9 protein-coding genes are annotated in these 12,603 nt (G+C 68.5%); 4 read left to right on the forward strand and 5 right to left on the reverse strand.

The annotated features are described in order from the left end of the window. Positions 1-221: 221 nt before the first annotated feature. Positions 222-806: a ribonuclease T gene (gene rnt, locus AASM09_RS15370; protein WP_005408782.1), complete on the forward strand. Its 585-nt coding sequence runs from the start codon at positions 222-224 to the stop codon at positions 804-806. 141 nt (positions 807-947) lie between these two features. Here the strand turns inward: rnt and AASM09_RS15375 are convergent, their stop codons facing one another. The 3 genes from AASM09_RS15375 to AASM09_RS15385 form a co-directional block, all read right to left on the reverse strand. Continuing rightward, positions 948-3,974: a ligand-binding sensor domain-containing diguanylate cyclase gene (locus AASM09_RS15375; protein ID WP_049428725.1), complete on the reverse strand. Its 3,027-nt coding sequence runs from the start codon at positions 3,972-3,974 to the stop codon at positions 948-950. 177 nt (positions 3,975-4,151) lie between these two features. Beyond that, complete coding sequence (locus AASM09_RS15380) at positions 4,152-5,561, reverse strand: ATP-binding protein (RefSeq protein ID WP_049428723.1); 1,410 nt, start codon at positions 5,559-5,561, stop codon at positions 4,152-4,154. Positions 5,562-5,567: 6 nt separating this feature from the next. Beyond that, a complete protein-coding gene (locus tag AASM09_RS15385) occupies positions 5,568-6,296 on the reverse strand; it encodes a response regulator (protein WP_005408779.1) in 729 nt (242 codons plus the stop codon). A 203-nt stretch (positions 6,297-6,499) separates the two neighbouring features. Between AASM09_RS15385 and AASM09_RS15390 the strand changes: the two genes are divergently transcribed. The 3 genes from AASM09_RS15390 to AASM09_RS15400 are packed head-to-tail and all read left to right on the forward strand — an operon-like array spanning position 6,500 to position 11,129. Beyond that, a complete protein-coding gene (locus AASM09_RS15390; RefSeq protein WP_049430101.1) occupies positions 6,500-7,738 on the forward strand; it encodes an efflux RND transporter periplasmic adaptor subunit in 1,239 nt (412 codons plus the stop codon). Next, a complete protein-coding gene (locus AASM09_RS15395; protein ID WP_049430102.1) occupies positions 7,735-9,693 on the forward strand; it encodes a MacB family efflux pump subunit in 1,959 nt (652 codons plus the stop codon). The genes AASM09_RS15390 and AASM09_RS15395 overlap by 4 nt, the downstream gene beginning before the upstream one ends. Further along, on the forward strand, positions 9,690-11,129 hold the full coding sequence (locus AASM09_RS15400; RefSeq protein WP_049430103.1) for a TolC family protein: 1,440 nt from the start codon (positions 9,690-9,692) through the stop codon (positions 11,127-11,129). The genes AASM09_RS15395 and AASM09_RS15400 overlap by 4 nt, the downstream gene beginning before the upstream one ends. A gap of 172 nt (positions 11,130-11,301) precedes the next feature. Here AASM09_RS15400 and rlmB read toward each other — a convergent pair whose 3' ends face one another. Together rlmB and AASM09_RS15410 are read right to left on the reverse strand one after the other, a co-directional pair. Beyond that, complete coding sequence (gene rlmB / locus AASM09_RS15405; RefSeq protein ID WP_049430104.1) at positions 11,302-12,045, reverse strand: 23S rRNA (guanosine(2251)-2'-O)-methyltransferase RlmB; 744 nt, start codon at positions 12,043-12,045, stop codon at positions 11,302-11,304. A gap of 93 nt (positions 12,046-12,138) precedes the next feature. After that, positions 12,139-12,588, reverse strand: a complete 450-nt coding sequence (locus AASM09_RS15410; RefSeq protein WP_080355057.1) for a GFA family protein — start codon at positions 12,586-12,588, stop codon at positions 12,139-12,141. Positions 12,589-12,603 lie beyond the last annotated feature (15 nt).

Raw genomic sequence — 12,603 nt, forward strand, 5'->3', positions numbered from 1 at the left:
CGGCGCGCACCGTGCCAACCAAGGTTGGCACCCAACGGAATCCTGAGCGCGCGGTGGCCCGGTAGGTGTCGACCTTGGTCGACACACGCCCGCGCAGGGAACGCATGCACCGAAGGCTGGCCGGGCGCTCAGGGTCGCTCTGCTAGAATTCACGGATGAATGACCCCACCCCCGCACCTGCCGCCGCCTCCGATTCCGCAGTCCCCCAGGCGCAGCGCGCGATGTCACAACGCTTCCGCGGCTTCCTGCCGGTAGTGGTGGACGTGGAAACCGGCGGCTTCGACAGCCAGCGCAACGCCTTGCTGGAAATCGCCGCGGTGCCGATCGAGATGGACGAGAACGGCCTGCTCTACCCCGGCCAGACCGCCAGTGCTCACGTGGTGCCAGCCGAGGGCCTGGAAATCGACCCGAAGTCGCTGGAAGTGACCGGCATCATCCTCGACCACCCGTTCCGGCTGGCCAAGGAAGAGAAGGCCGCACTGGACCACATCTTCACCCCGGTACGCGCGGCGATGAAGAAGTACGGCTGCCAGCGCGCGATCCTGGTCGGCCACAACGCGCATTTCGACCTGGGCTTCGTCAACGCCGCGGTGGCCCGGACCGGCCACAAGCGGAATCCGTTCCATCCGTTCAGCGTGTTCGACACCGTCACCCTGGCCGGCATCGCCTACGGGCAGACCGTGCTGGCGCGTGCCGCCACGGCTGCCGGGCTGGGCTGGGATGCCAACGAAGCGCACAGCGCGGTGTATGACACCGAACAGACCGCGCGATTGTTCTGCACCATCGCCAACGCCTGGCCGCGGTAAGACAGCCAACGGCGGCGCCCCTCGTGGTGGGGTGAGGCATCCCGGTTGAGGCCGGGCAGGGTGGGCGCCACGGAAAGATCAGAAAAAACGAAGTCAGAAGCAGCGGGTCGCGCGGCAGATCCACGCCATGCGCGGATGAATTCAGCCGATGCTCGTGCGATCGCGGCCGTCGCTCTTGGCGCGGTACAGCGCGCGGTCTGCGCGCTGGTACAGCAGCGCCGGGGTGCGGTCATCGGCATCCAGTTCCACCAGGCCTGCACTGAAGGTCACGCGCAGGCCCGCTACACCGGCCCAGTCGGGGTGGTCATGGAACAGGCCACGCAGGCGCGCGCACAGCTGCGCGGCTTCTTCCAGGCGGGTGTCGTTGAGCAGCAGCGCGAACTCCTCGCCACCGGTACGCGCGGGCAGGTCCGAGTCGCGGCAGGCCGCGGCGATCAGCCTTGCCACCTGCACCAGCACAGCATCGCCAATGCTGTGGCTGTGCCGGTCGTTGACGTCCTTGAAGTGGTCGATGTCCAGCACCACCAGGCACAGCGGGTGGCCGCTGCGCTGTGAACGGGCGAAATCGCGCGCCAGCGTTTCGTCGAAGGCACGGCGATTGGCCAGCCCGGTCAGCGCATCCTCGCGCGCCTGACGCTCGAAAGCCTCGGCCTGCCGTGCAAGGCGCTCGGCCAGCTCGGTCTTTTCCTGGTTCAGTGCCTGCAGGTGCACGGTCTTGGCCTGCAGGTCGAAGGTTGCCTCGTCCACGCGCCGTGCCAGGCGCAGGTTGCTGGCCTTCAGCTGCTGCAGCAGCAGGCGGTACAGCACAACCAGCCCGGCCAGCAGCAGCAGCCCGCCCAGCACCTGCACGCTGCGGCGCTGCCACCAGAACGGCTCCACCGTGAAGCTCCACACGGCTTCCTGCTGGCCCCAGGCCCCGCCCGGATGCGCCGCCGACACGTGCAGGGTGTAGTCACCTGGAGGCAGGCCGACGAACTCGACGCTGCGCTGTGGGCCGCGCTCGACCCAGCCGGTGTCCAGGCCATCGAGCCGCGTGCGATAGCGGATCCGGTCCGACATCAGGTAACTCAGGCCCACATAGCTCACCGCCAGACGTCGGCCACCGGGAATGTAGTTGCGATCCGGGCCCTCCCAATGCACGGGGGCGCCATCCACCTGCACGCTCTCGATCGCTGCCGGCGGTGAAGGACGCTCACGGAAACGCTGCAGGCGCTGCGGGTCGACGGTGCTCAGTCCACCGGCGGTGACCACCCAGAACGTGCCGTCCTGGCGCAGGATCGCCGAGGGTCCGGAGCTGCCGTTGGCCTGTGCGTTGGCCATGCCGTCGATCTCGTTGTAGCGCTCCACCACTACCCGCGGTGCGCGGCCATCGGCCACGGCGTTGAGGGTGGCCATGTCGGTACGCAGCACGCCACGGTTGCTGCTGATCCACACATTGCCCAGGCGGTCCGGCACCAGCTGGAACACTGCATCCACCGGCATGCCCTGCTCCAGGCCGACGCGTGCCAGTTTTCCGTCGCGCCAGCGGTACAGGCCGCGGTCGCTGCTGACCCACATCGCATCGCCCAGCTGATGGAAGCCGAACACACTGCGGCCCCCGCCCATCGGTGCCAGGTCGATCGACTGCACGTGGTCGCCACGCAGCACGCGGATGCCCTCGATGGTGCCGATCCACAGATTGCCTTGGTGATCATGCTCGAGTGCGGTGATCAGGCCACTGGGCATGCCCACAACGTTTGATACCTGCACGCGGTCGCCGTCGATGCGGACTACGCCCTTCTGCGTGCCTGCCCAGACCACGCCCTGCGGGTCCACGCTGATCGCGCGGATGTTGCCGCCCGGCATGCCATCGGCGGCGGCATAGTTGTGCCGCAGCCGGCCATCGCGGCCAAGACGGTAGACACCATCGCCAAACGTTCCGACCCACAGGTCACCGTCCGGGCCCTGCGCCAGGCTGAGCACCGAAGGTGCCTTGCCGCCGCGGTTGTGCAGCGGCATTGCGCGGAAGCGGCCATCGGCGGTCTGCAGATCCAGGCCACTGGCGCTGCCGACCCACAACTGGCGGTCGCGGTCCTCCAGCACCGTGCGCACATAGTCGCCACTGAGACCATCGCGCTCGGTGTAGCTGCTGAACAGGGTTTCTCGCAGGCGGTACAGGCCACCGTTGGCCCCCACCCAGATGCTGCCTTCGGCATCCTCGCGCAGGCTGACAACGCGCCCGCCCGGCAGGTTCAGGCCGGCCGGCAACCGCTCCAGCCCATGCGCCGAGATCCGCAGCAGGCCCTGGTTCTCGGTTCCCAGCCACAGGTCGCCGTGCCGGTCCTGCAGCATCGAGGTCATGTGCAGCTGTCCCGGCAGCCGGTGCACCAGCACCAGCTGATCGTCCTCCACGCGGTACAGGCGCTCGCCGGCGACGATCCACAGCGCGCCATCCGGCGCCCGGTACGGCCATGACAGGCCCGTGCCGGCACCCAGGCCCCACGCCGCGGGTGCGCGCTTGAGCACGCCGTCGTTGTCGCGCAGCACCAGCCCGTCCAGCGTGCCAACCCAGACCCGGTCCTGCGCATCGACCACCAGCTTGGTGAAGCTCATCGCCATCGGCAGGTCGGCCGCCGGTGCCTGGTAGACGATGCCCTTGTCCGGCGTCAGATAGCCGATGCCCTTGCCTTCGTACAGCAACCACAGGCGCCCCTGGCTGTCCATCTGCATGGACTGGATCAGCACCTGCGGGGTGTCGGCCTGATGCTCCCAGACCCGCCACTGGCCGTCGTTGCCGCGATGGCTGACATTACCGCGCGAATCACTGATCCACAGCCCACCCTGCCGATCCACCAGCAGTGCGCCGATGCCGTTGTCGCGCAGCCCCGGGCGGGTGCTGCGGTCGAACACGGTGAAATCCAGGCCGTTGTAGCGCACCAGGCCTTCCCAGGTGGCAAACCACAGATGCCCCTCGGGGGTCTGCGCGATATCGCGCAGCGAGTTGTGCGGCAGGCCATTGCGCGAGGTCCACACATCGATGGCGTAGTCGCGCAGGGTCGGTGCTCCCTCCTGCGCGGCCAGCGGCAGCGCCAGGACAAGCAACAGCCACAGCAGGCCGCGCTGCAGCGCCTGCCTGGCTTTCGAAACGCGGCGCTCCACCCAGCACCCGTTGTCCCCTGGCCTGCCCATCAGCTCGGCGGCAGTGGCCGGTGGCGGCTGCAGGGCATGGCAGCAAGCGGGAACGACCGGGCAACGCGGAACAGCGTGCCGGCAGGAACAGGCTGACTCATCGGGGAGAAACTGGGGAGATGCGCAGATGATAGGCCAAACCCTGGCCCCGGCGTCATCACCGTGCGGCCGGCAGGCTCAGCCGGCCCGGCCTGGCGGCACCACCTGTGCACTGGCCGGCCACTGCACTACCGCCTCCAGCCCGCCTTCGGCGCGGTTGCGCAGCCACAGCCGCGCGCCATCCTTTTCGGCCAGGGCGCGGGCGATGGTCAAGCCCAGACCGGCGCCGCCGGTTTCGCGCGAACGCGAGGTCTCCACCCGCACGAACGGATCGAACACGGCTTCCAGCTGATCCTCGGCCAGGCCCGGGCCATCGTCGGACACCATCGCCGTGATCGCGCCGCCGCTGCGCTCCACCCGCACGCGCACGCGGTGGGCATACATCACGGCGTTGTCCACCAGGTTGGAGAACAGCCGGTGCATGGCCAGCGGGCGCAGCATCAGCACCGCACCGGTGCCACCTTCGAAGACCACGTCGGCACCGCCCTCGGCGGCGTCTTCCACGATGCTTTCCAGTAACGAATCCAGATCCAGCGCGGCGCGCTGCTCGGCGCTCTCTGCGCTGCGGGCCAGCTCCAGGCCTTCGCGCACCAGTGCCTGCATCGCCGCCAGATCGCCGATCAGGCGTTCGCGCAGCACCTCGTCGCTGACGTTCTCCAGGCGCAGGCGCAGGCGGGTCAACGGGGTCTGCAGGTCGTGGGTAATCGCCGCCAGCATCTGCGTGCGTTCGGCCAGGTGCCGCTGCAGGCGGTGCTGCATGGCATTGAAGGCCTCGGCGGCGCGCTGCACCTCGCGCGGTCCGCGCAATGGCAGTGGATCGCGCTGCAGATCGTCGCCGAGATCCTCGGCGGCGGCCGCCAGCTCCTGCAGCGGCGCGCTGGCCATGCGCGCGACGATGTAGGCCAGCACGGCGATGGCCAGCACCAGCAGGGTCAGGAACCACGGGTCCACGGCCAGAATGCCGTTGTGGGCCACCGCCGGCGAATCCAGCGCCAGCTTCAGCAGCGTACCGTCGTTGAGCGTCACGTCGACCGCGCGGCACTTGGGCGGAATGAAGGCCGGATCGCGCTCACGCGGATGCCGCCGGTGCCCGGGCGGAGGCGGCGGCAGCAGATCCTGCAGCTTGGGAATGCAGGAACGGAACGAAGTGAAGTGCACGTGCGCGCGCGACACCGGGCCGGGCCGGTCATCCAGGACTTCCATCAGTGCGGTATCCGCCCGCCCCAGGCGCGCGCCGGGCTGCAGCGCACGCACGCTGGGCCCACCGACCTCAAGCAGGCGCTCACGCAGTTCGGGATTGCCATCGAGCAGGTTGACGTAGCCCTGCAGGCGGTCGGCAATGCGGTTCAGGTTCTGCCGCTCGAACTCCTGCTGGCGTTTGGACGTAGCCAGCATGGTCGCGCCGATCGCAGCCACGCTCATGCCCAGCAGCAGGATGACGAACAACCGCCCGACCATCGAGGACAGGAAATGGCGCAGGCGCTTCATGGCGGCTTATTCCAGGTTCACCGAGGAGGCCAGTACGTAGCCTTCGTTGCGCACAGTCTTGATCAGGCCATCCGGGCCACCATCATCGCCCAGCTTGTTGCGCAGGCGGCTGACCTGCAGATCGATCGCGCGGTCCTGCGCCTCATAGTTGCGGCCACTGCTGAGCGCGACCAGCTGCTCGCGCGACAGCACCTTGTTGGCATGCGCGATGAACACCCGCAGCAGGCGGAACTCGGCGCCGGACAGCACCACCACGCGATCGTCCGGGTCCACCAGGTGGCGATGCTCCAGATCGAACACCCAGCGCGAGAAGCGCGCGCGGCGCACCGCCAGGGGCTCGAGATTGGCCGGCAGCGCCTCGGTCCGGCGCAGCACGTTGCGGATGCGCGCCAGCAGCTCGCGCGGTTCGAACGGCTTGGCCAGATAGTCGTCGGCGCCCATTTCCAGGCCCAGCACGCGGTCGATCGGCTCGGCGCGCGCGGTCAGCATGATCACCGGCGTGTTCGATCGTGCGCGCAGGTCGCGGCACAGGGTCAGGCCATCCTCGCGCGGCAGGTTGAGGTCGAGCACGATCAGATCCACGTGCTCGCGGTCCAGCAGCTGGCGCATGGCAGTGCCATCGGCGGCGGTGCTCACCTGGTAACCGGCACGGCCGAGCTGCTCGGCCAACAGGGTGCGGATGTCGTTGTCGTCGTCGACGATCAGCAGTCGATGCATCGTGTTTTCAGTCTCCATGGCGCGATCATCCCGTGTCGGCAGCTGAACCGCATCCGGGGCAATGCGTACCAGTGTATCCAGCCGGGGGCGGGATACCTGTGGTTACGCGTATTCACCGACAGTGTTACATAGAGACATACCCCGAGGATTGAGCCGCCCATCGCCCGGTCTTCACAATGCCCACCAACGCCGCCACCGCGGCCCGAGAGTGAAGCCACGACGTGACGTTCCGCCTGTTGCCCGCGACCCGCCGGGGTCGCCTGATACTGATCGCCCTGCTTGCCCTGATCGTTGCCGTGGCCGCCTGGTGGCTGCTTCGCAAGCCCGCCGCCCCGGCCGTGGCGACCACCCCGGTCAGCCGCGGCGACATCGAACAGACCGTGGATGCCACCGGCGTGATCGACGCCTACAAGCTGGTCAGCGTGGGTGCGCAGGCCTCGGGCCAGATCAAGTCGCTGAAGGTGCAGCTGGGCGACACGGTGAAGGAAGGCGACCTGATCGCCGAGATCGACGCCACCACCCAGCAGAACCAAGTGCTCAACGCGCAGGCCTCGCTGGACCAGGTCACCGCCCAGCGCGCCGTGCAGCAGGCCACCCTGCGCCAGGCCGAACTGGAGTTCGCGCGCCAGCAGCAGATGCTGGCCGCCGAAGCCACCTCGCGCCAGGAATATGATGCCGCCGAGGCCCAGCTGAAGACCGCCCGCGCCCAGTTGCAGTCCTACGAGGCGCAGATCAAGGGTCGCCAGACCGAACTGGGCACCGCCCGCGCCAACCTGGCCTACACCCGCATCACCGCGCCGATGGATGGCACGGTGGTGGCGGTGGTGGCCGAGGAAGGCCGCACCGTGAACGCCAACCAGACCGCGCCCACCATCGTGATGCTGGCGCGGCTGGACGTCGTCACCGTCAATGCCGAGATCTCCGAGGCCGACGTGGTCAAGATCAAGGCCGGCATGCCGGTGTACTTCACCACCCTGGGTGACCCGGACCGCAAATACCACGCCACCCTGCGCCAGATCAATCCGGCGCCGGCCTCGATCGCCAACGAGAACTCCTCCAGTTCCAGCAGTTCGTCCAGCTCCAGTTCCAGCAGCGCGGTCTACTACAACGCGCTGTTCGACGTGGAAAACCCGGACGGCACGCTGCGCATCGACATGACCGCGCAGGTCTCGGTACTGCTCAAGCAGGCCAAGAACGTGCTGATGGTGCCGGCGGTAGCGCTGGGGCCGAAGCGCCGTGGCGATGAGCGCATGGTGCGGGTGCTGGATGACAAGGGCCAGCCGCAGCCGCGCAAGGTGACGGTCGGCATCAACAACGGCGCCTCGGCAGAAATCCTGTCCGGGCTGAAGGAAGGCGAGCGCGTGGTGGTCGGCGAGGCCAATGCGGCTGCGGCCGGTGGCGGCAGCCGTGGCGGCATGCAGATGCGGGTCGGCGGCCCGGGCATGGGTCCGCGCCGATGAGCACGACGGCGCCGCTGCTGCGCCTGCGCGACCTGCGACGCGAATTCCCGGCTGGCGATGACGTCATCGCCGTACTGCGTGACGTCAACCTGGATATCCACGCCGGCGAGATGGTGGCGATCGTCGGCCAGTCCGGCTCGGGCAAGTCGACGCTGATGAACATTCTCGGCTGCCTCGACCGCCCTACCCGCGGCAGCTACCAGGTGGCCGGGCGCGAAACCGGCAGGATGGAGCCGGACGAACTGGCCGAACTGCGCCGCGAGCATTTCGGCTTCATCTTCCAGCGCTACCACCTGCTGGGTGACCTGGACGCGCGTGGCAACGTGGAAGTCCCCGCGGTGTATGCCGGCAGCCCCGGCCCGGTGCGCAACGCGCGCGCCGAACAGCTGCTGCAGCGGCTGGGCCTGGGTGATCGCATGCACCACAAGCCGGGCCAGTTGTCCGGCGGCCAGCAGCAGCGCGTATCGATCGCGCGTGCGCTGATGAACGGCGGCGAGGTGATCCTGGCCGACGAACCGACCGGCGCGCTGGACACGAAATCCGGCGAAGAAGTGATGGCGATCCTCGGGGAGCTGCATGCCGAAGGCCACACCATCATCATCGTCACCCACGACATGAGCGTGGCCCAGCACGCGCAGCGCATCATCGAGATCCGTGATGGCGAGATCATCGCCGACCGCGCCAACCCGGAGGCACCGACCTACCGTGCGCAGCGCGAAGCCAGCACCGGCGTTGCCCACGGCAACAGCTGGCGGGCGGCCCGGGATCGTTTCACCGAAGCGTTCCGCATGGCCCTGCTGGCGATGAACGCGCATCGGCTGCGCACCTTCCTGACCATGCTCGGCATCATCATCGGCATTGCCTCGGTGGTCTCGGTGGTGGCGCTGGGCAACGGCTCGCAGCAGCAGATCCTGCAGAACATCAGTGCGCTGGGCACCAACACCATCGACGTCTATCCCGGCCGCGGCTTCGGCGACATGCGCTCGGCCCGCGTGCAGACCCTCAAGGCCAGCGATGCCGATGCCCTGTCCCGGCAGAGTTATGTGGACAGCGCCACGCCCAGCGTGTCCAGTTCGGTCACCGCGCGCTACCGCAACCAGTCGTCCACCGCGCAGGTCAGCGGTGTCGGCGAGCAGTTCTTCCGGGTCAAGGGCGTGAACCTGCTCAGCGGCAGCTTCTTCGATGCCGATGCGGTGAAGGGCCTGGGCCAGGTGGCGGTGATCGATGAGAACACCCAGACCCAGTTCTTCCCCGATGTCGATCCGATCGGCCAGGTGATCCTGCTCGGCAACGTGCCGGCACGCGTGGTCGGCGTGGCCAAGCGGCAGAGCTTCGGCTTCGGTGGCAGCACCAGCCTCAGCGTATGGGTGCCCTACACCACGGTGATGTCGCGCATGCTCGGCCAGAGCCACGTCTCCAGCATCACCGTACGCGTGGACGACAGCACGCCGATGGATGCCGCACAGGAAGCGATCACCCGCCTGCTGACCCTGCGCCACGGCACCGAGGATTTCTTCCTCAGCAACAGCGCCGAGATCCGCGAGACCATCGAACAGACCACGCGCACGATGACCCTGCTGATCGGCGCCATTGCCGCCATCGCGCTGCTGGTCGGCGGCATCGGCGTGATGAACATCATGCTGGTGTCGGTGACCGAGCGAACGCGCGAGATCGGCGTGCGCATGGCCGTGGGCGCACGGCAGAGTGACATCCGCCAGCAGTTCCTGATCGAAGCGGTACTGGTGTGCCTGCTCGGTGGCGTACTCGGCATCGGCCTGGCCTTGCTGCTGGGCTCGATGATCGGCCGCTTCGCCAGTGACTTCCAGGTGCTGTTCTCCACCGCTTCGATTGTTGCCGCGTTCGCCTGCTCGACCCTGATCGGCGTGGCGTTCGGCTTCCTGCCCGCGCGCAATGCCGCGCAGCTCGACCCGGTCGAGGCCCTGGCCCGCGAATGACGATGATGACCCGACTGCCCTTCCCCGCTCCCTCGCGCCTGCTGCTGGCCGGCGCTGTCCTGCTCGCCCTGTCCGCGTGTGCCTCGGTGGGTCGCTATCCGGTGCAGGACCCCGACGTGGCGGCCAGCTACGGGCGTGGCGATGCCACGCTCAATGCACCGGCCGACGACCCGCGCAGCAGCCTGGATACCCCCGGCCGCGACATCCGCCAGGACACCTGGTGGACCGGCTTCGGCGATGAGCGGCTGGACCGTCTGGTGGCCCGCGCGCTGGTCGCCAACAGCGACCTTGCCGCCGCCGGCCTGGCCGTGCAACGCTCACGCCTGCAGGCCGGGCTGGCCAGCAACGCGCTGTGGCCGCAGCCTTCTTCGTCCGGCGTAAGCGGTAATGCCAGCCGCGCCACCGACCAAGCCGACGACTGGCGCCGCAGTTATTCCACTGGCGTCTCGCTGGGCTGGGAGGTCGATCTGTGGGGCCGCCTGCGCACCCAGCGCGACATCGCCCGCTGGGAAGCCCAGGCCAGCGAGGAAGACCGGCAGAACACCGCGCTGCTGGTGATCAGCGACACCATCACCCAGTACTGGAACCTGGCCTATCTCAACCAGTCGATCGCCACCGGGCAGGCCAACCTGGAGCGGCTCGAACGCACCCGCGAACTGGTGCAGGCGCGCTTCGATGCCGGTGCTGTGTCGCGCCTGGAAGTGCGCCAGGCACTGCAGAACCTGCAGTCGCAGCGGTCCTCGCAGAGCGCGCTGGAACAGCAGCGGGTGGAGGTGCGCAATGCGCTGACCGTGCTGCTGGACGGCACGCCGTGGCCGCAGCAGGACGAGCCGCAGGACCTGCTGGGCGCACACAGCCCGGGCATCAGCGAAGGCCTGCCGGCCGACCTGCTCGGCCGCCGTCCCGACCTGCGCGCGGCCGAACTTCGCCTGCGCAACAGCCTGAAGACCATCAAGGTGACCGCCACCCAGTACTACCCCGCGTTGAGCCTGACCGGCAGCCTCGGCTCCAGTGCAACCTCGCTGGGTGATGTGCTGCGCAACCCGGTGGCCACGCTCGGCGCGGGCCTGTCGCTGCCGTTCCTCAACCTGCAGCGCGCGCAGCTGGATACGGATATCGCCGGCACCGCCTATCAGATCGCCGCCACAAACTTCCGCAAGACGCTGTACACCGCGCTCTCGGAAGTGGACAACGCGTTGTCCGCGCGCGAACAGCTGGCACGCCAGGTGGCGGCCTCGCAGGCCTCGTACGACGAAGCGGTGGAAGTGGAGCGCGCGCAGGAAGTGCGTTACCGCGTGGGCGCCACCGACCTGCGCACCTGGCTGGAAGCGCAGCAGACCCGGCGCGATGCCGAGCTGTCGCTGGCGCGCGTGCGCCAGGGGCAGCTGAATAACGACGTCACCCTGTTCAAGGCGTTGGGCGGCAGCGCGGGGTGAAGCAGCGAGAGCGCCAACCAAGGTTGGCGACTACCGGGCAGGTGTCGACCTGGGTCGACACGCTACTTCTGTAGAGCCGAGCCCATGCTCGGCTGCTTTCTGATCGGGAAGACGCGCCCGCGCTGCGCGCGACAGCCGAGCGTGGGCTCGGCTCTACAAGACCGCTGGCGGATCAACCGCGCTGGCGCACGGCCTCGAACAGGCTGACGCCGGCAGCGACCGAGACATTCAGGCTCTCGATCTCGCCCGGCATCGGGATCTTGACCAGGCCATCGCAGTTCTCGCGGGTCAGGCGACGCAGGCCATCGGCCTCGCCACCGAGCACCAGGGCGATGTTGCCCTTCAGGTCCAGCTGGTACAGCGAAGCGGTGGCTTCACCGGCCAGGCCATAGATCCACACGCCCAGCTTCTGCAGGTCCTTCAGGCAGCGCGACAGGTTGGTCACCGCCACCACCGGGATCAGATCGGCGGCACCGGCCGAGGTCTTGCGCACGGTGGCATTGACCGTAGCCGACTTGTCCTTGGGGATGATCACGGCGGTCGCACCGGCCGCAGCGGCCGAGCGCAGGCAGGCGCCGAGGTTGTGCGGGTCCTGCACTTCGTCCAGCACCAGCAGCAGGGCCTTGCCTTCGGCTGCGGTGACCAGGCCTTCCAGCTCGTTCTCGCTGTAGGTGCGGGCAGCAGCATAGCGCGCGGCCACGCCCTGGTGGCGCACCGAACCGCCCACGCCATCCAGCGCCTGACTGTTCACCTTGCGCACGTCGATGCCCTTGCGGCGGGCATTTTCCTCGATCTCGGTCAGGCGCGGGTTCTTCGCACCGGCCTCGACCAGCACTTCGCGGACGTTCTCGGCGTCGTTCTCGATGGAGGAGGCGACGGCGTTGACGCCGACGATCCACTGGCTGTTCTTGCTCATGCGGGCGGGGACCGGAAAGGGGGTGGCTATGGTAGAGCATCGGCGGCGGCCGCGCTTCGCGCTCGCCGGGCATGGCCCGGCGCTACCCGCCTTTCACCCTTCGGCTGAACGGCTGCGCGGCGGCCAGTGCGGCGTGTCGTGGTCCGGGTGCTGATGGGACACGATGGTAGCCAGGAACTCCAGCGCCGCGATGTCTTCCTCGGTACGACGGGCCGGCAGGCTGGCCAGCGTATCGACAAACGGCAGCTTGCGCTCGACTCCGTACTGGATCGTCGGCGGCAGGCGCTCGGGTTCGTCAAAGGCACCGGCGGCCACCGCCACGCCGTCCGGCGCCTCGTAGGTCAGCGGCGTGCCGCAGTCGGCGCAGAAGCCACGCCGCACCACGTTGGACGACTGGAAATAGCGCGGCTGGCCGCGGGTCCAGCTGAACTGCACGCCGCGCACGGATACCAGCGGCGCGTAATAGGCACCGAACGCCTTCTGGCACATCCGGCAATGGCAGATCGAGCTGTCGGTCAGCGCACCGCGCGCCTGGAAGCGGATCGCGCCGCACTGGCA

It is taken from the genome of Stenotrophomonas maltophilia, assembly GCF_039555535.1.
Classification (GTDB): Bacteria; Pseudomonadota; Gammaproteobacteria; order Xanthomonadales; family Xanthomonadaceae; genus Stenotrophomonas; species Stenotrophomonas maltophilia_Q.